We start from the raw sequence: 20868 nt of genomic DNA, 5'->3' as shown, positions 1-20868 counted from the left end.
GTCGCGATTACTTTGCAGCGTTCCGTGCGAGGAACTCATCGATCTGCGCAACGAACGGCGCCGTAGCCGGACCACGACGCGTAACAGCGATCGCAGCCGCTGCATTCGCGCGACGCGCGGCACTCTCTGCATCCTGTCCCGACGCAAGCGTTGCCAGAAATACGCCAGCGTGCGCGTCGCCGGCACCGTTGCTATCGATCGATTCGACGGCAAAGCCAGGCACCTGCACGCTGCGGCCCGCTGACGCCACGTGGCATCCCTGTGCGCCATCGCGCACGACGGCAAGTGCATCGACAGCTCGCAATCGCGATGCAAGCACCTGTTGCGCCTGCGCAATCGATTCACTGCCCGTGTATCGCAACGCCTCACGACGATTGCTGGTCCAGATCGATACCTTCGCGATTAAAGCACTCAGCACAGCCTCGTCGATCGAACCGACGAGTGGACCCGGATCGAACGCAATGCGGACATCGGCGTGCAAGGTATCGAGCCACTCGATCAACACCGCGCGCTTGTCCGCGTTGAACAGGCTATATCCGCTGACGTAGACGATATCGTGCGCAGTGACATGCAAACCATCGAGCACGTGTCGTTCGAGATGCACCTCGGCGCCGAGGTGTGAGACGAAGGTTCGTTCGGCAGAAGCGTCGACAATCGCGACGCAGATGCCGGTGTCTTTGTCCTCGACCGGTGCGCCTGCTATCTCCACATCTTCATGCGCCAACGCCGCGCGCGCCATGTCGCCAAAACGGCCTCGTCCGTGGCCGCCCGGGTAGACCACCTGCATGCCGCTGCGCCGCGCGGCAGCCATCACGTTAAAGCCACCACCTACCTCGAAGCTTGCCGACGAAGCCAGCACGTCCCCACCGGCTTCCGGCAAGCCGTCTACCTGCATCACGAGATCGACGATCACCTGGCCTGTATGAATCAGTCGCGATGGACGAGACACCTGCTGCGTCATGCCGGTTTCTCCATCAACGTGCGAGCGTGGCGCGATCCACCGAGCAGCGCGTAGCCGCCGGCCGCAACAACAAACGTCACGATCCAGCCGAGGCCATTGCGTCCAAGCCATGAATCCGCGAACGGACCGTGAAAGCCGCCCGATCCCACCGACAGGAAGCAGAACCCAAGCACGATCGCCACAGCCCATGCGCCCACTGCGCGCCATTCGACACCACCGCGATACCAGTACGCACTGGTCGGGCCCACATCCAGCAACGCATGCGGCAGATAAACATCGCGATGAATCAGATCCACGATGAAAATGCCGACCCATGCGGTGATCGGTACCGCCAGTAGCGAAATAAAACCGATGAAGGGTCCGTAGAAACTACCTGCGATCAACATGAAATAGATCGATCCCGAGAAAATCACGACCACATCGACGACCACCGCTTGCACGCGCTTGACCTTAAGCCCGAGTGTGAGCGTCGTGAGGCCCGCCGAGTAGACCGACAGATAGTTCGACAACAACAAGCCACCGAACGCCGTGATCAGATACGGAATCGCCATCCAGTTCGGCAGCATCTCGCGGATCGCCGCGATCGGGTCGGTCGCGGAAGCGAAATGATCGTTGCCGACAGCGAGCAGCGCGCCGAGCGTGACGAGCAGGATTAGCGGAATGCCCGCACCGAATGCGGCCGATGCCACAAGCGGTGGTCCCTTCACATCGCGCGCCTGGTAGCGCGACATGTCCGCGCCCGCATTCGCCCAGCCGATCCCCGTGCCCGCGGCAATCGTGCCGATACCGATGATGACCGCGCTAGCCGGTGCCGGCCGTACTGCGAAGACCGCGGTCCAGTCGACCGTCACCACGAGGAAACCGGCTACCAGCAGATTGAGCGCGCCGAACACATACGTCGACCACTTCTGGATCACGAGCAGCGTCGCGTGGCCGAGCCCCGAGACGATCAAGGTCAGCACGACGAACACGGCGATAAAGAGCAGCGTCAGAACCGGCGCGTCCTTCGCGGCGGCTGGCGTGCCGAACGCAATGGTCGACAGCGACAGCAGCACGAACGCTGCGGTGGTCGTGTTGACCGTCTCCCAACCGAGACGCGACAGCAGCGAGACGATGGTCGGCCCGACATTGCCGCGCACGCCGAAGATCGCCCGCGACAGCGTCAGGCTAGGTGCATGCCCGCGACGACCCGCAATCGAAATCACGCCGACAATTGCGAACGAGCCCGCCGCACCGACCGTCGCCACCAGCAACGCCTGCCAGATCGCGAGATGCTGGAACGCGACCAGCGTCGCACCGAGCGGCAACCCAAGGATGCTGATGTTGGCCGCGAACCAGACCCAGAACAGTTGCAGCGGATGGCCGTTGCAATCGCTTTCCGGGACCGGTTCGATGCCGCGTGCTTCGATCTTGCCGGCACCGGTTGACGTGACTGACGAAGCCATCTGGGCCTCCAGAGGTTGAGGAAAAGTGCGTGGCTTATGCGGACCGCGCGCGCAACGCGAGTAGTTGCCCGACGAGCGGATCGAGGTCGAGCCGGTTGACACGGCGCACCGTGTCGATCAAATCCTGCGGCAACGCGCGATAGCCGGCGCACGCACCGAGGATCGCGCCGAGCATCGCGGCAATCGTGTCGGTATCGCCGCCGAGGCTCGCCGCGACACCAAGCGATGCACCGATGTCGATGCCACGCTGCGCCGCATCGCTTGCAAGCGCGAACGCGGCGACAACCGACTCTTGCGACGCCACCGATGTTCCGATCACGTCGTACAGTTTTTGCGGAATCGCATCGGCGGGGCCTTGTGCGACGAACTCGCGTGCCCAGCGGATGCGTTCGCCGATGCGACCGCCTGCTACCCAGTAGCCATGCGCTTCGCCGGCATCGGCTAACGCGGCGCCCGCGTCGAGCGCTTCGGCAAGCGATGCACCTTCGATCCCCGCCGACACCGCCGCCGCAACGGCCGCCGCGCTCGCGATGCCTAACGTCGTGTTGTGCGTAACGCGGCACGACTGCACGACTGCATCGATGAACGCTGCGCGATCGTGCAGGTCCGTGGCGATACCGACTGGCGTCACGCGCATCGCGGCGCCGTTGGTCGTACCGAAGCGGCCCGATTGATCGGGTGCCTCGCCGTCGATGATCATCTGGATCGCTCGCTTGGTCGACGGGCCTAATAGATCGAGCGAGCCGCGCGCCTTCATCGACGCTTCCCATTCGATCAGGCGCTGCGCGAACATGCGTGGTTCGATCGTCCCCTGCCCGGCCACCAGCAATTCGCCGACCAGCACCGCCTGTTCGGTGTCGTCGGTGACCGAACCGGCTGGCATGCCGGGCGCGATCGGTTGATCGGTGCGCGCATCTTCGAGCGTCGTGATACGGCCGAATTGCGCTGCGATCTGTGCGCGACTCAGCGATTGCGTCGGCATGCCGAACGCGTCGCCAAGTGCGAGCCCGTAGAAGGCGCCGCGCGCCCGTTCGACGCGCTCCTGCGCGGATGAAGTTGAGGTAAGCGTAGACATCGACATCAGAATTCCAGGTGTAAGGCAAAGTGAGCCGGATCGAGCAAGCTCACCACGTACTCGATGATGCGATCGTCGCGATCGCGCGTGAGGCGCCGCGACCGCAGGAACGACGTGCCGGTACGGCGTTTTAGCAGCCGCGCGTCCGGCGCCTCCAGCGCAACGACTTCGGCCCACTGCTCGCCGTGATGCGGCACCATCCCGTGTTCGATCAGCGTGCGATTCAGCGATCCGCCAACCAGTCCTTCGAGCGGTAACGCCGCGAGTTCGTCGTTAAACGGCAGACGGCTGCGTTCGAGCGAAATACACAACGCGTCCTTGTCGATGAGCCGCATCCGGTCGATGGCGACGAATGCGGATGTATCGAGCTTCAGTTCGCGGGCCAGCGCCTTGTCCTCGACGATCGCGATCTGCAGCAGCCGCGTATGCACGTTGCCGCCCGCGCGTTCGAGCGCCGTATTCCAGCCGAGCGAACCGTCGATCGCGCGGCCGTTGAACGTGACGAACGAACCGATACCTCCCTTGCGCGTAATCAGACCACCGTTCGTCAGCAGATCGAGTCCCTTGCGCACGGTGTTTCTGCTAACCGCGAAACGCTCCACCAGCTCGCTTTCGCTCTCGAGCTGCTGACCGAACGGCAGGCGTCCGGTCAGGATCTCGTGCTCGATCGTCGCGGCCACCATGTGTGCTTTCGACCGGCCGACTTCAGCCGCCTTTGCTGCCTTTCGTACCATCTCGCGACTCCCATGAAAAAACGCTGCGCATACTGCGAACCAGCCATCGGTCCGCGCGATATCGCGCCTTCTGAAAGGCACAAGTATGCACATGTTTTCTGGGCTACGGCGCGACGCATGTACCTCGATCGAGTTCATCGGCGGGATGACATCAGAAACGGTGGACTACGCCGAGCTGGAAGCCGCGCGCATCGGCACCAGGATAGGCGAGCGGCAGTCCGGCATTGGCCGAACCGGCAAGCCGGTACGCCGCCTGACCGCGATTCTGCAGGAAGGACAGCGCACTGTAAATGTTGGTGCGTTTCGATACGGTGTACGTATAGAGCGCACCGAACTGGGCGGCGTTATTGCCCGCGCCTGTTTCATCATGCAGGTACGTGTAGCCGAGCGCGAAGCCGCTGGCGGGCGTGATCTGATAAAGCGCCGACACGCCATACACGTTCACGTCGAGACCGATGTCGAGCCACTTCGAGCCGCTCCAACCGGCGAACAGCGTGGTCTTGCCGATCTGGTACGAAGCACCGACTTCCGCGGTGCGATCGGTGGCGCTGTCGTCCGCGTTTTTTACGGCCTGGGCTGCGGCAATCGCGGAAAACGGACCGTTCGTGTAAGTCACGTCAGCCTGATAGCTCGAACCGGCCGAACGCAATCCGCCCGCATCGCCGAAGCCCGCGTAAATGCTGAACTGCAGCCCGGCCAACGTCGGCGATGTGTACGACAGCGTGTTACTGGTGCGGACCGTGAAGGTCATCATGTTGCTGAAGCCCGACGCCTGGGTCGCCGCACCGAACGCATCGAGCCCACCCTGGTCGTTGAAAAGCGGCGAGTTTTGCCGCCCTGCCCGAACTTCGCCCCATGTTCCGGACATGCCCACCCACGCCTGACGGTTGAACATCGAACCCGGCGACGCAAACGTGCCGTCGTTCGGATTGAAACCGTTCTGCAGATCGAAGTTGATGCGATTACCACCGCCGATATCCTCGCTGCCGCGCAGCCCGATACGGCTCGCCCATTGCCCCGATGAACCGATTGCCGGTGTGTAGCCGTTGCCGGTATTCACGTACTGGAAGAACTCGTCGACGATTCCGTACAGCGTCACGCTCGATTCGGCGTGTGCGGCCAACGGCATCGAACACACACTGAGTGCGAGCAGCACGGCCGGCAAGCGACGGTTCATCGGATTTCTCTGCGAGGTCGATTGAAAGAACGGGTTTTACCTAGACTTCCCTGCACCTTATAAAAAGTACAAGTAGGAACATGTTCCGTAGATTACGAGGATGACCTTCGTGCGGTCAAGCACGAATCGCCCAGGGGAAACCAGCACGAGCCATTGCAGTCGCGCTTATTTTTCTCACGCATATCGATGCGCAAAATGCTTGGTGGCGGCGCACGCAGCAGCGGCCGAGAATATTCATCACCCGGGCGAATGATCCGCCCTGCTCTCTCCAGCGAGTTCCGTCTTGAACGCCCGTGCCCCACGTCATCTGCATCTGAACGTCAACATCCTGCATTCGGGTTTCGTCCCGTCCGCCTGGCGTCTGCCCGGCGCCGATCCGCGTGCGTTCATCGACGTTGCCCACTACGTGCGCGTCGCGCAGATTGCCGAAGCCGCGAAATTCGACGCGGTGTTTCTCGCGGACAACGCATCGATCGCCGATCAGATCGACTTTCGTCCGATCACCGCGCTCGAGCCGACCGTGCTGCTCGCCAGCATCGCAGCAGCAACCACGCACATCGGCCTGATCGGCACAGCGTCGACGAGTTACAACGAGCCGTACAACATCGCGCGCCGCTTCTCGACACTCGATCACGTCAGCGGCGGACGCGCCGGCTGGAATATCGTCACGACCGCCGACGCCGGCTCCGCGCGAAACTTCGGCCTCGACGCGGCACCGGATCATGCGCAGCGCTATGCACGCGCCGCGGAATTCACCGATGTGGTCAAAGCGCTATGGCAGAGCTGGGAGGACGACGCGTTCGTCGGCGACAAGACAGGCGGCCGCTTCATCGATACGGACAAGGTGCACCCGGTCGCGCATCGCGGCGAATACTTCAACGTGCAGGGACCGTTGAACCTGCCGCGCACGCCGCAGGGGTATCCGGTGCTGGTTCAGGCAGGTGGATCGGCAGATGGTCGCGATCTTGCCGCGCGTCATGCGGAAGCGGTTTTCTCCGCGTCGCAATCGTTTGAGGAATCTGCCGCTTATCGCGGCGATCTGCTGGCGCGTGCCGCTGCGCATGGCCGGGGACCCGAGGCGATCCGGGTGCTGCCCGGTCTGACGACGATCGTCGGCGCAACCGAGGCCGACGCGCTGCGGCGCCGCGACGAACTGGTGGAGCTGATCCCGTGGCGCTACAGCTTGACGCGTCTTGCCGGCACGCTGGGGATCGCGCCCGAGCGTCTGCAACTCGACGAACGTTTGCCTGACGATCTGCCGCTACCGGCTGCGGGCAACGGCAATCACACGTTCTTTCACGCGACGCTCGCACAGGCTCGACAGCATGGCTACACCGCGCGACAGTTGATCCGCGCGCTGGCGGGCGGCGGCGGACACCGCGTCGTGGTAGGTACGCCGGAGCAGATCGCCGACGACATCGAACGCTGGTTCAGAGGCGGTGCCGCTGATGGCTTCAATCTGATGCCCGATGCACTGCCTGGCGGCTTGCAGGACTTCGTCGACGGCGTGGTGCCGATCCTGCAGCGGCGCGGTCTGTTCCGCACGGAATATGAAGGGAGCACGCTGCGCGAACACCTGAGGCTCGCGCAGCCGCCCGACCGTCGCACTTCACAGCAACGGCGGGCGGCTATCGCAACATGACGATGACGCCTTACCGGCGCATCCGGTCGCTACGTTGCGGTTAGTGCGCCGGTACGCAGTCGGGACCCAGCTTCACCATCTGCTTGTCGAGGCGCAGACGATTGCCGCTTAGCTTCACCGGCCCCGCGAACGAAGCGCTTTTCCACAGGACGTCGCAACTCGTCGCATCGATCGCATAGACGACACGGTTGCTGCCGGAATAGGTGGTCACGAACACGTGTTGACCATCCGTATAGATCGGCCGCTCGATGATGCTCACATCCGGATCGACCGAGCACGATTTGCCCGACGGACCCGTGAGATTCATCGGTCCAATCCATGCCGTCGGTTTTTCGCTCGGGTCGCCTGAGCCGAGATCGATGGTCACGTGCCGCGCGCTGACCTTGCCGGCACCGGGGTCGACCTCGGAGTAATGACACGTTTGCGCAATGGCAACGTTACCGGTTACCAGTAAACCAGCGATAAACAGGACTTGCCTGAAAGCTTTCGTAGTCATGGGCGGATTGCGTAATATTGAACGCTAGCAAGATCCTTATGCGACCACGAATAATTCAGCGCGGTGTTTTTACGCCCGCTACCGCCATATCGTCCCCAATAAGCGAGCGGGTAGGGTTTCGACACGCCCGGCATGATAATCGCGACATGCCCGTGGGGAGTCGCTTTCAAACCCGCCACCACCAGATATCCGAGTCCGGCATAAGCCACTGCCTTGTCTTTATCCGTGCCGAGTTGCGACCAGGGTGCCCCGCTCATGGTACCGACGAGAGCGTTTGCATCGCCTGTCAGTGTCAAGCCCAGATCGGCGGCGACCGCCTTGAGGAACCCGCTGCAATCGCCCTTCCAGTCATCCCAGTGGTTCTCGCACAGGGTTTTGATGTCTTTCTTGTCGGCCATTATCCTGGTCCATTATGCGTGGGACGAGCAGCTATTCTCGCCCGGGATGGAATTGAACTGCTCCTTGTTACACATCCTGTACTTCGCTTCATGTCGCGTCGCGCTGGTTTTTATCAATACGACGATAAACCAGAAAATCTGCCCCGACAGAGACATCCGGATTATAGCGACGTCTGCTCGACTGTGAATGCCGAGATGGTTAAAGAAAATCAATAATTGCAGTTTTTTGCGGCTAGACATCCTGTTATCGGGCTATCGCGCCCTACCGGGGCGATCGGCAACGGCCTCGTCGGCCGCCCCTAGTCGGGCACCTCTACATGCTGGATCACCGTCTGGACAAATCGATCCGATGGTGTACCATCGAACAATTACATCGTTCAATGTAACATTTAAAGATGAGACGGAGACAGCCATGGCCGATGAGAGCGCTCATCACACAATCAAGGCACGCCACGTCAAGTTCGACTGGAGCAACACGCCGGTTCAGTGGATTCCTGGCGATCCGTCGAGCACGCACATTATCAACGTGCTGAACCTGCTGTTTCCGGCCGGCGAGCTGTGGTTCTGCCGCGTCTACAACAAGACGCTGCCGCTCATCACCGACCCGCGGCTGCGCGAAGATGCAGAAGGTTTCCTGCGCCAGGAGGCCGTACATTCGCGCTCGCACGCCGGCGTGCTCACGCACTACTACAAGGTTCACGGCATCGACACGCAGCCGTTCACCAAAGAACTCGACTGGATGTTCGGGAAAGTGCTCGGTGAAGCACCGCTCGGACTGAAGATCGGTCACACGCGGTTCTGGCTGCGTCAGCAGCTCGGCATCATCGCGGCGCTGGAACACTTCTTCGGCTATCTCGGCAACTGGGTGCTCAACGCCAGGGGGCTAGACGATGCGCACGCCGACCCGACGATGCTCGATCTGCTGCGCTGGCACGGCGCGGAAGAAGTCGAGCACCGCACGGTCGCATTCGATATTTTCCGGCACATGGGCGGCAGCTATCTGGAGCGCTGCTTCCATATGTTTACGACCATCGTATTGTTGTTGCGCTTTCTGATGCGTGGTGCGCGCTTCATGCACCGGCGCGATCCCGATGCCGGCAAGTACCGCGGTTTTGCCCTTGCATGGCGCGACGGCGCGCGCCGCAACTGTCTGCCGTCGTTCTGGAAAATGCTTGGCGCTGCGCTGCGCTATTTCAAACCGGGTTATACGCCGCATCGCGAGGGCTCGACCGAACAGGCACTCGCCTATCTCGCCACCTCGCCGGCGGCACAGGTCGCGGCGCACGGTGGTGCATGGGTGCGCGACGCTACGTGAGAGGCTACGCGCCGGGCGGATCCTCGCTTTGCTCCGGCGCCGGTGCGGACGGACCCTCGCTTTGCTCCGGCGCAGGCGCCGGTGAACGGCGCGCCCACGGAAAACGCCACTCGCCTACCGCGAGCCGCTTCAAGCGCTTGTGAGCGCCTTCCATCACGTACATCGGCGCAGTGGAGAACTGGCGATCGTAGATCGTAACGAGTCTACCCAGCGCCACGCCGTCGGGCTCGTCGACCTGCCACGGCTCGTCGGTCGAACAACGCTCGACGCAGCGCTCAAGTGCGCCCTGCACCTCGCCGTACAACGTGTCGGGGCCGAACGCGAACCCCGCCTCGCGCAGGAAGTAACTCAGGCAGGCAATCGCAAACAATTCACGGAGCAACGCCCGGTTTCCGTTGCCGCTCCGGCACGCTGCCACCGCAAGGTGATTGCGCAGCGAAAGCTCGCGCGCCGATGCGGCGGTGGGCGGTAGCAACTGGGCTTTGGTCAGCGGTGCGCCCCCGATGCGATACGCGTCCAGCTTCTTTGGTCCATTCATTGCCGGTCGCCCCGAGGTGGGCGGCGACCTTCGCGTGGCGCGCTCATCGTTTGGTTCATTTGTTCATCGACGCGAGTTGATTCACGCATCGTCTCCGTCGGTTACCTTCCGGTCCCTGACATCAATATTAAAAACATCCGGATAATCAACAGCCTGCGGGACATGCCCTCGATAGACAAGTAACGCTGTCAGAAACGAATATCTGTCCGCGCGTTTCAACGAGTCTGTGCGAAATAGTTTCACGAAGTCTTTCCGCGCGTCTTCTGTCCGGCACTCACGTTTTACCTACCGAAGAAGTGGCGCAATCCCGTTAGCTGACGCGGCTTGCCGCCCAGCCCCCCGATACCGCCAGTATCTGCTTGATCCACCAGGATTCCCCATCAATTGGCGCCATTCCATAGCGTATGGCCGACCTCGATATATCGCTCCGGATTCGGCATGCTCGCCTGCTTACATTTAACATTTTGCAGTTTGAAAGCAGCTGATCCACAGGCCGCCGCCAGTATATAACGCGAGTACATAAATCCTGGCAGTCGGGCCGTGGTTTTTTAAATCCACGAACCCTCTCCATATCTACCCGCCTCCACAACAGGCGTTATCCCCACCGATAAACGATGAGGATGAATAGATTATTAAAGACAGATAACGATTTCACTAAGACATCGCGCGTCGATCTGCATTTATTACTCGACTGTCGATTTACCGGGTCACAATTACCGGATTAAATCAGACGCAGGTTCGTGCAGCGTATGCACCAGAAAATCGACAAACGCTTTCACGCGCGCGGTCATCTGCAGATGCTGCGGGTACACCGCATAGATATCGGCACCCGGCGTCCGGTAGTCGGGCAGCACATGCACGAGGCGCCCGTCGCGCAGATAGTCTGCGATATCCCACTCCGCCCGCATCAGGATGCCGTGGCCATCGAGCGCCCACTTCACCGCGATTTCGCCATCGTTGGTCGTGAGGTTGCCGCGCACCCGCACGGTCTCGGTCTTTTCCGTGGCACCGCGGCCGCTCGTCAGACGCCAGAGGCCATAGCCGTCGTCGCCCTGGCGAATGCCGATGCAGTTGTGCCGCGTTAGCTCATGCGGATTTTTCGGCGGCGTGCGGCCGACGAAATACGCAGGCGCCGCACACAGCAACCGCCGGTTCGGCGCCACGCGCCGCGCGACCACACGCGCATCGGGCGGCTCGCCGAAACGGATGCACACGTCGAACGCATCCTCGCTCAACGCAGGGGGATCGACGGATAGCTGCAACTGCACGTCGACCTCCGGATAGCGCCGCACGAACTGCGAGATTGCCGGCGCGATATGACTGCGCCCGAAGCCGAGCGTCGCGTTGACTCGCAACAGCCCGCTCGGCGCCGCGCGCGATCCGCTGAGCAGTTGCCCCAGCTCGTCCATGTCGGCAAGGATCCGCCGTGCGCGCGTCACGTACAGCTCGCCTTCGGGCGTGAGGCTCATCCGGCGGGTGGTCCGGTTCACGAGCGCGACGCCCGCGCGCGACTCCATCTGCGACAGATGCTTGCTGACCGCCGCGGTGCTCAGGCCAAGTTCGCGCGCAGCGGCCGTCAGGCTGCCGCTTGCGGCCAGCACCGAGAAAAAACGCAGATCGTCAGGCTGGATCGAAGAGGTCATTGCAGAGCCCTGATTGCAACGTTGATTGTCAACCTGAGGTTAAGGATGGTTTAAGTCTAGCAGCGTTCGTCGCGACGTCGCGCGCTCTAGCATGGCCGGACACTCATAAGGAGACGCTCCGCTCATGAAGACCTATCGCATCGCAACCATCCCCGGCGACGGCATCGGCAAGGAAGTCGTGCCGGCCGGACAGCAGGTGCTCGAAGCACTCACCGCGCAAGGCGCGGCGTTTCGCTTCGAATTCGAGCATTTCGACTGGGGCGGCGACTATTACCGTCAACACGGCGTCATGATGCCGGCCGATGGGCTCGACGCGCTGCGCGGCAAGGACGCGATCCTGTTCGGCTCCGCGGGCGACCCGCAGATTCCCGATCACATCACGTTGTGGGGCCTGCGTCTGAAGATCTGCCAGGGCTTCGATCAATACGCGAACGTGCGTCCGACGCGGATTCTGCCCGGCATCGATGCGCCGCTCAAACGGTGCGGACCGAACGATCTGGACTGGGTGATCGTGCGGGAAAACTCGGAGGGCGAATATGCCGGTGTCGGCGGACGTGCGCACCAGGGGCATCCGCTCGAAGTGGCCACCGACGTTTCGATGATGACGCGCGTGGGTGTCGAGCGCATTCTGCGGTTCGCATTCCGGCTCGCCCAGTCGCGTCCGCGCAAGCTGCTCACCGTGGTAACCAAGAGCAACGCGCAGCGTCACGCGATGGTGATGTGGGATGAGATCGCCGTGCAGGTATCGAAGGAATTTCCGGACGTTACGTGGGACAAGGAACTCGTCGATGCCGCGACCGCGCGCATGGTCAATCGCCCGGCGAGCCTCGACACGCTGGTCGCGACGAACCTGCACGCGGACATCCTCAGCGATCTGGCCGCCGCGCTCGCCGGCAGTCTCGGCATCGCGCCCACTGCGAACCTCGACCCCGAGCGCCGCTATCCGTCGATGTTCGAACCGATCCACGGCTCGGCCTTCGACATCATGGGCCAGGGCCTCGCGAATCCGGTCGGCACGTTCTGGTCGGTCGTGATGATGCTTGAGCATCTCGGCGAGAACGCAGCTGCGCGCGCAGTGATGTCTGCAATCGAACAGGTCACTGCGAACCCTGCGCTGCACACCCGCGACCTCGGCGGCACGGCAACCACCGCGCAGGTTACGCAGGCGGTCTGCTCGCTGCTTGCCGCTCATCCGGCGCTCGCGTCGCAGGCGGCCTGAGTCGCGTGCAAGCGAAACCGCGCGTACATCGTGCGGCGCGTGCGGATAACACACCTATAAACGCCCGGACGAATCCGTCACGGGCGCATCGATGGAGACGAGCATGACCAACGATCTGCAGGCGCAGGTCATTCGCAAGCTGACGTGGCGCATCCTGCCGTTCGTGATGCTGCTTTACTTCGTCAGCTTTCTCGACCGCGTGAACGTCGGCTTCGCGGCCATTACGATGAACCGCGAGCTCGGCCTGACACCGGCGATGTTCGGCCTCGGCGGCGGCATTTTCTTTCTCGGCTATTTTTTGTTCGAGGTGCCGTCGAACCTGATTCTCAACCGCGTCGGCGCGCGCCTGTGGATAGCGCGTGTGATGGTGACCTGGGGGCTGCTCTCGGCCGCTTCGGCGTTTGTGGTCGGGCCGCATTCGTTCTACGCGCTGCGCTTCCTGCTCGGTGTGGCCGAAGCAGGTTTCTTTCCGGGCATCATCCTGTATCTGAGCCAGTGGTTTCCGGCCCGGCAGCGCGCGATGGCCGCCGCGGCATTCATGGCGGCGGCACCGCTGTCTACCGCGATCGGTTCGCCGATCTCCGGCGCGCTGATGCAGATGTCTGCGTTCGGCGGCCTGCACAACTGGCAGTGGCTTTTCATCATCGAGGCGATTCCGGCGGTCATCCTCGGCATCGCGGTACTGCGCCTGCTGACCGATTCGCCGGACAAGGCAAGGTGGCTCACGCGTGACGAGAAAGCGTGGCTCATCGCTGTGCTGCGTGAGGAAAGCCTGCAGCGGCATGCGCAGCCCGGTCATACCGGCCACGCGCTCGGTGCGCTGCGCGATCCGCGCGTGTGGGTGATGTCGTTGATCTACTTCGGCACGTCGGCGGGGCTCTATACGCTGGGACTGTGGGCGCCGCTCATCATCCGTCAGTTTGGTTTCAGCGCGTTCGGCACGGGCGCACTGAACGCGATTCCGAGCGTGCTGGCCGTCGTCGCGATGGTGTTGTGGGCGCGCAATTCGGATCGGACCGGCGAGCGTACGTGGCATATCGTCGTGCCTTGCGTGCTCGCTGCCGTCGGTCTGGTCTGGGCCGGCTTTGCGCAGTCGGCCACCGGTGTCGTGCTGGCGCTCGTTGCGGTCAACGTCGGTATCAGCGCGGCGAAAGCACCACTGTGGGCGATGTCGAGCACGTTCATGTCGGGTGCGGGCGCTGCGGCGGGCATTGCGATGATCAACTCGATCGGTAACCTGGGCGGCTTTGCCGGTCCCTTTGCGATCGGCTGGTTGAAGTCTGCTACCGGTGGTTATGCAGCCGGACTCTTTGCGGTGGCCGGGAGTCTCGCTGTCTCCGCGATGCTGACGCTGATGATCGGGCGGCGTGGGTATCGGGTGGCGTCGGCTGTGCATTGAGGGAAGCAGCGCCGCGAACTCTGCCGCGCTGGTCCTCGTGCTCTCGCTCTGCAACGCTACGTGACATGCTCATCGCCACACCGCTGCGTCATGCGACGTGGGCGACACGGCGACGGTGTCTGGCCAGACCAAACGCAGATCATCTACTGCGCGTCGACAAACGCGCGCAGTTCGTCGTCGCGAATCTCGAGCACATCGAACAGCCCCAGCGCACGTAGTGCCGGTAACGCGTCGATGATATCGCGTTGCGCGGTCGCGCGTGCTTCTTCTGTAGCGCTCGCGTCGCGCCAGATCCGCGCGTTGGCAAGGAAGGCGCCGACTGTGCCCTTGCGGACCGGCACGCCATTGAATTCACCCTGGTTGAGGTGATCGGGAAGCAGTTCTTCGGCACGCATCGCGTACTCCTGTGGTGGTTGAGGCTTCCCACTGTAGATTGGCGCACGCGGATCGGCTGCGGTATAAAGGCCATTCGATACGTCATTCGCGCCATGTCAGCTCCCCTGCTCCCTTTTGTTCAACTCGAAGCAACCGACGGCCCACCGATCTACGCGGTCGAGCTGACGGGTGACGACACGCGCGTGACTGCTACGCATCGTCACGCGCGCGGACAACTGTTCGGCGCGATAACCGGGCTCCTGTCGGTGGGTACCGAGCATAGCCAGTGGGTCGTGCCCGCCACGCATGCGGTGTGGATTCCGCCGGATCTCGCGCACTCAATGCAATCGCATGGACCGTTCTCGGGGTGGAGCGTGTACGTCGCAGCCGCCGCGTGCAGGGCGCTGCCGGACGAGCCCTGCACCCTCCCGATGTCGCTCCTGTTGCGCGCCGCGATCAGCCGCGCGGCCACCTGGAGCGACGGCGCACTCGACGAAACGCAGATGCGCATCGCCGGTGTGATCATCGATGAAATCCGCTCGCTGCCGCGCGAGCAGTTCGGTCTGCCGATGCCTCGCGACGCGCGGCTCATACGCATTGCCAATGCGCTTGCGAAAAATCTCGCCGACAACCGTCGCCTCGAAGAATGGGCGCAGTGGGCCGCAATCGCACCACGCACGCTGTCGCGGCGTTTCATCACGGAAACGGGTTTTAGTTTCGCCGAATGGCGGCAGCGCGCACGCCTGATGCGTGCGCTCGAAATGCTAGCTGCCGGCACAGCCGTGACGCGCGTTGCCATCGATCTGGGTTACGACAATGTCAGCGCATTCATCGCGATGTTTCGTCGCGCGCTCGGTGTCACGCCGGCGCGTTATTTCGCGGCTCAAACGTCCGGTGACGGACCTGAGGCGATGAACGAAGCAAACCACGACGCACAATAAAAAAGCGTCGCGCGAACAGACCGAAATCCGTTCGCACGACGCCTACGCTTCCTCTTCCCGATACCTGCGGTCAGTAGCGCCGCGAAGCGAGCTTCTTCACCACCGACACCATCCGGTCGACTTCATCGCACGTGTTGTAGAACGCGAGCGAAGGCCGCACGGTCGCTTCAACACCGAAGCGCCGCAGGATAGGTTGCGCACAGTGATGACCCGAGCGCACCGCGATGCCCTCTTCGTTCAACGCGCTGCCAACCTCTTCCGTCTCGTAGCCCTTCAGCACGAACGACAGCACACTCGCCTTGTCGCGCGCGGTACCGATCAACCGCACCCCAGGCACGGGCGCCAGCACGCTCGTTGCGTACGCAAGCAGATCGTGTTCGTAGCGCGCGATGTTCTCGATGCCCACGCGCGTCACGTAGTCGATCGCCGCACCGAGGCCGACTGCATCCGCGATATTGCCGGTGCCGGCCTCAAAGCGTCCGGGCGGCGGCTGGAACACCGTGCGCTCGAACGTCACGTCCGCGATCATGTTGCCGCCACCTTGCCAGGGCGGCATGTCTTCGAGAATCGCACGCTTGCCGTAGACCACGCCGATACCGGTCGGCCCAAACACCTTGTGGCCGGAGAACACGAAGAAGTCCGCATCGATGGCCTGCACATCGACCCGCATATGCGACACCGACTGCGCCCCGTCGACCAGCGCTTTCGCGCCCGCACGATGCGCGAGTTCGACGATCTCCTTGACCGGCACCACCGTACCGAGCGCATTCGATACCTGCGTCACCGACACGATCTTCGTGCGATCGCTAAGCAGTCGCCGATATTCTTCGAGCAGCACCTGGCCGGTATCGTCGACCGGAATCACACGCAATGTCGCGCCGGTTTGCGCGGCAAGCTGCTGCCACGGCACGATGTTCGCGTGATGCTCGAGATGCGACACGATGATCTCGTCACCCTCGCCGACATGCTTCACGCCCCACGTCTTGGCGATCAGGTTGATCGCTTCAGTGGTGCCGCGCACGAAGATGATCTCGTCCGGCGACGACGCGCCGATGAAGCGCTGCACCTTGCTGCGCGCCGCCTCGTAGGCATCCGTCGCGCGACCTGCCAGTGCGTGTGCCGCGCGATGGATGTTGGAGTTCTCGTGTGCATAGAAGTACGAAAGCCGGTCGATCACCGACTGCGGCTTGTGCGTCGTCGCGGCGTTGTCGAACCACACGAGCTGACGTCCGTTGACGCGCTCCTGCAGGATCGGAAAATCGCGTCGTACGGCGTTGACGTCGAACGGCGGATGGCTCGACGGGCCGACAGCCGGAATGGCGCCGCCGGCTTTCGCGGGTTGTCCGGAAGCCGGCGCCTGCGCCGCATCGTCGATGAAGTAGCGCGAAGTGCTACCGCTCGATGCACCCGCGGAGCCAACGTCGTAAGGAAAACGCGACGTCGTCAAAGGTTCATCGGCACCGGGCAAACCAAACGACTGCGCGCTCACGCTGGTCCAGCCCGGCACGACGATGTCGGGTGTCGCACCGGCCGCAGACCGGTGATCGCTCGAACCGTCCAGAAAGTAATACGGCGATGGAGCCGATGGCGAAGACGGAACAGAGGCCCCACCCGCCGACGGACGCTGCGCCCCCACCCCTTCCGGCACACCCAGCGCAGCACCGCCAAACCGCGGATCGAGCGCAGGCGCCACCGTCACCACGTTATCGGGCAAACCGTTCTGCGCAGCGGCATGCGGTGCAAGCGCCGGCGCCCGATGACCGAGCGACAGCACATGCGTCGGCGCAGCAGGCAGCAGGTTCGCGCCCGCCACCTGCCCTTGCGGAATCGCGGCACCAGGCACGCCGGTACCGGCGCCGCCAGGACCCGCGAGCGGCGAGCCGGCCGGCACAGGGTTGCTCGCTTCCGCGAGCACGGGAGCGGCGAGCGGCAACGCGCCCGCCGTACCCGGCACACCACTCACGGCACCGCTGCGCGCCACCGGCAATGCCTCACCAGGCAATGCCGAGAAGAACGCGTTGGCAAGTTGCGCGAGTGTCGACGGATCGGGCAACCCCGGCGGCGGACCAGCAGGCACATCGAGCGGCAGGGCGCTGTCCATGTGCTTACTTGTAGGTGTCGGTGTAGTCATGGTACTTGCCGATCTCCACGTCATCGAGAACCGCCAGCGCGTCCGGCGAATGCACGGCCAGCGAGCAGTACAGCGAGATCAGATACGACGCGATCGCATGATTGTTGATGCCCATGAAGCGCACCGACAGACCCGGTCCCTGTTCGCCAGCAACACCCGGCTGGAACAGGCCGACCACGCCCTGGCGTTTGTCGCCCACGCGCAGCAGCAGGATCTTCGTCTTGCCGTCCGCGACCGGCACCTTGTCCGACGGAATCAGCGGGATGCCGCGCCAGGTCAGGAACTGCGAACCGAACAGGCTCGTCGTGGGCGGCGGCACACCGCGGCGCGTGCATTCACGACCGAACGCGGCAATCGCGAGCGGGTGCGTCAGGAAGAATGCCGGCTCTTTCCAGACCTTTGTCAGCAGTTCGTCGAGGTCGTCGGGGGTCGGTGCGCCCGTCAGCGGAAACACGCGCTGTTCTTCGGCGACGTTGGCAAGCAGGCCGTAATCGGGGTTGTTGATCAGTTGGCTTTCCTGCAGCTCCTTGATCGTTTCGATCGTCAGGCGCAGTTGTTCCTTGATCTGGTCGTGCGGGCTGCTGTACAGATCGGAGATGCGCGTATGCACATCGAGTACGGTGCTCACCGCGTTCAGGAAATACTCGCGCGGTTCTTCTTCGTAAGGAACGAACGTGCGCGGCAGCAGGCTTTCGTCTTCGCGCGCGGTGCAAGCCGCGACCACTGCTTCCGGATTCTTCACCTGGTTCAGCCGGTAGATACCCGCTTCGACCGGCAGCCATTGCAGCAGATGGGTGAGCCAGCGCGGCGAAATCGTCGAAAGCTGGGGAACGGTCTTGGTGGCATTGGCTAGTTGCCGTGCTGCGGTATCGCCGAGCGCCGTCAGGCCGCCCACTGTTGCTGTCATGTGTCGCTCCGGGGTCTATAGAAGAAAAACTGGAATGCTTATGAGCAAACGTGATTATGGAAACGGCGTCGCAGCCGCTCAACATGCTATAGACGTCACGCGGGTACGTTTGGGGCGGTGGGAGTATTCGATGTGGATGACGCAGTGGCTTTGCCGGAGCTAACGGGCACCACCGCTGGGCTCACGCTTCGCGGAGAATCCGCCGACGCTGCGCATAACAGCACCGCGATGCTTGCATCGAGCGCCTGTGCAAGTTTCTCGACAGTGACGATCGACGCGATCACCGAACCGCGCTCGATCTCGCCGACATACGAACGATTCAGCGCGGCATGCTCAGCCAGTTGTTCCTGCGACCAGCCGCGTGCTTCACGCAGGCGTCGCACTGTCACGCCGAGGTCTCGCACGATCTTCGTCACGACGCGACTCCGGCTACTGCAGCTGATTGTGGCGCCGGATTAGCATGTGCCGCACCTGCACCCACACCCGCACTCGTCGCTTCGTTGCGCGACACCGCCTGAGTGACATGCGAGCCAGGCGCGACATCCTGCGTAAGCCAGACGTTGCCGCCGATCACCGCACCGCGCCCCAGCGTCACGCGCCCAAGTATCGTCGCACCGGCATAGATCACGACGTCATCCTCGACGATCGGATGGCGCGGCAAACCTTTTTCGAGGTGCCCCTGAGCGTCACGCGGAAACCTCTTCGCCCCGAGCGTAACCGCCTGATAAACACGCACCCGTTGCCCGATCACCGAGGTCTCGCCGATCACGACACCGGTGCCGTGATCGATGAAGAAGCTCGCGCCGATCTGCGCCCCCGGATGAATATCGATGCCGGTTTCGCCATGCGCCAGCTCGGCGACGATACGCGCAAGCAACGGCAAACCAAGCCCATATAGCGCATGCGCGAAACGATGATGGATCATCGCCAGCACGCCGGGATAGCACAGCAGCACCTCGTCGACGCTACCTGCCGCGGGGTCGCCGTGAAATGCAGCGAGCACATCGCTGTCGAGCAGCGTGCGGATCTCCGGCAGCTTTGCCGCAAACGCCCTGACAGCCGCGCCGGCTTGCGCTTCGATTTCGTCGGCGGAACGTGGGTGGTGGCGGGTCCGGTAATGCAATTCGAGTCGCGCCTGCGCGAGTAACGCATGCAGCGCGGTATCGAGCGCATGCCCGACATAGAAGTTTTCACTTTCCTGACGCAGATCGGCTGGCCCAAGCCGCATCGGAAACAACACGCCCTTGAGCGTATCGACGATCTCCGCGAGTGCTTCGCGAGCCGGCAATTCGCGCCCGCCCGGCTCGAGCGAGCGCTTCTGTACTTCGCGCCATTGCTGGCGAGCCGTCTGCAGTGCTTCTACGATGTCGTCGATATCGAAAACTGCCACAGCGGCTCCCGGCTGAAAGTGTGTAAGTGAAAAGCGCTAGTCCTGCACCCAGGGCAGCCCGCGAAAGCGCCACCCGTTACTGCCGCCGCGCCGTTGCGCCGCATCGAGTTCGCCTTCAAAGCCTTCCAGAACATTGAAGACCTGGCTGAAACCGCCCTTCGTCGCAGCTTCGGCGGCGAGCGCCGAACGATTGCCGCTACGGCACAGCAGCAGCACGAGCGCATCCTTGCCGGTCTTCGCTTCCAGTTCGCGCACGAAGCGCGGATTGCGTGTCAGGCTCGTGCCCGTCGCCCATGCGACGTGCAGGCTCTCCGGCACATGCCCGACGAATTTCCGTTCTTCCGCGCTGCGCACGTCGACCAGCAGCGCCTTGCCTGCCGACACCAGCGCCCACGCGTCCTGCGGCGCGATGCCGCCTGCATAGGGCAAACCTGCTTCTACCGCAGCCAATCGCGCCGCTTCAAGCACATCGAGTGCCGCGTGCACAGGCCGCTCTTCGACTTCAACCGTCATGACATCTCCTTGCCGAATATCCGCGCGCGTCAGTGCGGCGGGGGCTGGCGAGGCGGTAAAAAACCGTCTATAGCCATCACGAGACACTATGAAATAACCCGGCCGGAAGGCGAACCAATTAATTGTGCTTTCTAAAGAAGCAGCGGTTTGGTCGCCACATGGGCATGCATGGGCATTCGTCAGAAGATAGTGGTTGAAGGCGACAAACGCGTGGCGGTTACACCGGCTTGATATCGGCGGCCTGCTTGCCCTTCGGGCCTTGTTTCACTTCGAAGCTGACCTTCTGGTTTTCCTGCAGCGACTTGAAGCCGTCCGCGCGGATTTCCGAGAAATGCGCGAACAGATCGTCGCCGCCGTCGTCCGGCGTGATGAAGCCGAATCCTTTTGCATCGTTGAACCACTTCACCGTACCCGTTGCCATCGTCGTTCCTTGCTATGCGAGACCCGTGCGTGTAGACAGAGCGCCGAACCCGCCGGGATCAGTTCGTTCGACGCCGGCTGAACGATACGGGAAGCCCACCGCATCGGGAACAAACGAATTCTTCGATGTTTATCAGCGCGGCTGACAA

Annotated in this window: 21 protein-coding genes; 5 read left to right on the top strand and 16 right to left on the bottom strand. The window is 62.8% G+C overall.

Annotation, left to right across the window (positions count from 1 at the left end; all coding sequences use genetic code 11):
• Positions 1–7 precede the first annotated feature (7 nt).
• The 5 genes from FNZ07_RS08770 to FNZ07_RS08750 form a co-directional block, all read right to left on the bottom strand.
• Entirely contained in the window at positions 8–961 is a 954-nt protein-coding gene (locus FNZ07_RS08770) for a PfkB family carbohydrate kinase (RefSeq protein WP_091015602.1), read from the bottom strand.
• Positions 958–2406, bottom strand: a complete 1449-nt coding sequence (locus FNZ07_RS08765) for a purine-cytosine permease family protein (protein WP_091015599.1) — start codon at positions 2404–2406, stop codon at positions 958–960. Before FNZ07_RS08765 ends, FNZ07_RS08770 begins: the two co-directional genes overlap by 4 nt.
• 34 nt (positions 2407–2440) lie before the next feature.
• Positions 2441–3481, bottom strand: coding sequence for an ADP-ribosylglycohydrolase family protein (locus FNZ07_RS08760; protein WP_091015925.1), 1041 nt, complete (start codon positions 3479–3481; stop codon positions 2441–2443).
• A gap of 5 nt (positions 3482–3486) precedes the next feature.
• Positions 3487–4215, bottom strand: coding sequence for a GntR family transcriptional regulator (locus tag FNZ07_RS08755; RefSeq protein ID WP_091015597.1), 729 nt, complete (start codon positions 4213–4215; stop codon positions 3487–3489).
• Between the two features lie 151 nt (positions 4216–4366).
• A complete protein-coding gene (locus FNZ07_RS08750) occupies positions 4367–5344 on the bottom strand; it encodes a porin (RefSeq protein WP_407670689.1) in 978 nt (325 codons plus the stop codon).
• A gap of 331 nt (positions 5345–5675) precedes the next feature.
• On the opposite strand from FNZ07_RS08750, the gene FNZ07_RS08745 reads away from it, so the two are divergent.
• Entirely contained in the window at positions 5676–7034 is a 1359-nt protein-coding gene (locus FNZ07_RS08745; RefSeq protein ID WP_091015593.1) for an LLM class flavin-dependent oxidoreductase, read from the top strand.
• 40 nt (positions 7035–7074) lie between these two features.
• Here FNZ07_RS08745 and FNZ07_RS08740 read toward each other — a convergent pair whose 3' ends face one another.
• The gene (locus tag FNZ07_RS08740) at positions 7075–7530 is read right to left on the bottom strand and encodes a hypothetical protein (RefSeq protein ID WP_091015591.1); all 456 of its coding nucleotides are present in this window, start codon (positions 7528–7530) and stop codon (positions 7075–7077) included.
• The gene (locus tag FNZ07_RS08735; protein ID WP_211367813.1) at positions 7527–7928 is read right to left on the bottom strand and encodes a hypothetical protein; all 402 of its coding nucleotides are present in this window, start codon (positions 7926–7928) and stop codon (positions 7527–7529) included. The genes FNZ07_RS08740 and FNZ07_RS08735 overlap by 4 nt, the downstream gene beginning before the upstream one ends.
• 412 nt (positions 7929–8340) lie before the next feature.
• Between FNZ07_RS08735 and FNZ07_RS08730 the strand changes: the two genes are divergently transcribed.
• The gene (locus FNZ07_RS08730) at positions 8341–9243 is read left to right on the top strand and encodes a metal-dependent hydrolase (protein WP_091015587.1); all 903 of its coding nucleotides are present in this window, start codon (positions 8341–8343) and stop codon (positions 9241–9243) included.
• A gap of 4 nt (positions 9244–9247) precedes the next feature.
• Here the strand turns inward: FNZ07_RS08730 and FNZ07_RS08725 are convergent, their stop codons facing one another.
• Both FNZ07_RS08725 and FNZ07_RS08720 read right to left on the bottom strand, forming a co-directional pair.
• Complete coding sequence (locus FNZ07_RS08725) at positions 9248–9781, bottom strand: hypothetical protein (protein ID WP_091015583.1); 534 nt, start codon at positions 9779–9781, stop codon at positions 9248–9250.
• A gap of 713 nt (positions 9782–10494) precedes the next feature.
• Entirely contained in the window at positions 10495–11424 is a 930-nt protein-coding gene (locus FNZ07_RS08720; RefSeq protein WP_091015580.1) for a LysR family transcriptional regulator, read from the bottom strand.
• 124 nt (positions 11425–11548) lie between these two features.
• On the opposite strand from FNZ07_RS08720, the gene FNZ07_RS08715 reads away from it, so the two are divergent.
• Together FNZ07_RS08715 and FNZ07_RS08710 are read left to right on the top strand one after the other, a co-directional pair.
• The gene (locus tag FNZ07_RS08715; RefSeq protein WP_091015578.1) at positions 11549–12643 is read left to right on the top strand and encodes a tartrate dehydrogenase; all 1095 of its coding nucleotides are present in this window, start codon (positions 11549–11551) and stop codon (positions 12641–12643) included.
• Between the two features lie 103 nt (positions 12644–12746).
• Positions 12747–14042 carry an MFS transporter gene (locus FNZ07_RS08710; RefSeq protein WP_091015576.1) on the top strand — a complete coding sequence of 432 codons (1296 nt, stop codon included), beginning with the start codon at positions 12747–12749 and terminating at the stop codon, positions 14040–14042.
• A 143-nt stretch (positions 14043–14185) separates the two neighbouring features.
• On the opposite strand, the gene FNZ07_RS08705 is transcribed toward FNZ07_RS08710, so the two are convergent.
• Positions 14186–14437: a hypothetical protein gene (locus FNZ07_RS08705; protein WP_091015574.1), complete on the bottom strand. Its 252-nt coding sequence runs from the start codon at positions 14435–14437 to the stop codon at positions 14186–14188.
• A 93-nt stretch (positions 14438–14530) separates the two neighbouring features.
• Here FNZ07_RS08705 and FNZ07_RS08700 point away from each other — a divergent pair, with 93 nt between their 5' ends.
• A complete protein-coding gene (locus FNZ07_RS08700) occupies positions 14531–15358 on the top strand; it encodes an AraC family transcriptional regulator (protein ID WP_091015572.1) in 828 nt (275 codons plus the stop codon).
• Between the two features lie 70 nt (positions 15359–15428).
• On the opposite strand, the gene FNZ07_RS08695 is transcribed toward FNZ07_RS08700, so the two are convergent.
• The 6 genes from FNZ07_RS08695 to FNZ07_RS08670 all read right to left on the bottom strand — a co-directional run bounded on the left by FNZ07_RS08695 (position 15429) and on the right by FNZ07_RS08670 (position 20720).
• Positions 15429–17489: a family 2A encapsulin nanocompartment cargo protein cysteine desulfurase gene (locus FNZ07_RS08695; RefSeq protein WP_091015569.1), complete on the bottom strand. Its 2061-nt coding sequence runs from the start codon at positions 17487–17489 to the stop codon at positions 15429–15431.
• Positions 17464–18396: a family 2A encapsulin nanocompartment shell protein gene (locus tag FNZ07_RS08690; RefSeq protein WP_091015567.1), complete on the bottom strand. Its 933-nt coding sequence runs from the start codon at positions 18394–18396 to the stop codon at positions 17464–17466. Before FNZ07_RS08690 ends, FNZ07_RS08695 begins: the two co-directional genes overlap by 26 nt.
• A 95-nt stretch (positions 18397–18491) precedes the next feature.
• Positions 18492–18812, bottom strand: a complete 321-nt coding sequence (locus FNZ07_RS08685) for a helix-turn-helix domain-containing protein (RefSeq protein WP_091015564.1) — start codon at positions 18810–18812, stop codon at positions 18492–18494.
• The gene (gene epsC / locus FNZ07_RS08680) at positions 18809–19786 is read right to left on the bottom strand and encodes a serine O-acetyltransferase EpsC (protein WP_091015561.1); all 978 of its coding nucleotides are present in this window, start codon (positions 19784–19786) and stop codon (positions 18809–18811) included. The genes FNZ07_RS08685 and epsC overlap by 4 nt, the downstream gene beginning before the upstream one ends.
• Before the next feature lie 36 nt (positions 19787–19822).
• The gene (locus FNZ07_RS08675) at positions 19823–20299 is read right to left on the bottom strand and encodes a rhodanese-like domain-containing protein (protein ID WP_091015559.1); all 477 of its coding nucleotides are present in this window, start codon (positions 20297–20299) and stop codon (positions 19823–19825) included.
• Positions 20300–20516: 217 nt separating this feature from the next.
• Positions 20517–20720, bottom strand: a complete 204-nt coding sequence (locus tag FNZ07_RS08670; RefSeq protein WP_091015557.1) for a cold-shock protein — start codon at positions 20718–20720, stop codon at positions 20517–20519.
• Positions 20721–20868: the final 148 nt, after the last annotated feature.

Origin of the sequence: Paraburkholderia megapolitana, from assembly GCF_007556815.1 — a bacterium.
Taxonomy (GTDB): Bacteria; Pseudomonadota; Gammaproteobacteria; order Burkholderiales; family Burkholderiaceae; genus Paraburkholderia; species Paraburkholderia megapolitana.
The sequence above is the reverse complement of the archived record's forward strand: the minus strand, read 5'-3'. Positions and strand labels throughout refer to the sequence as shown.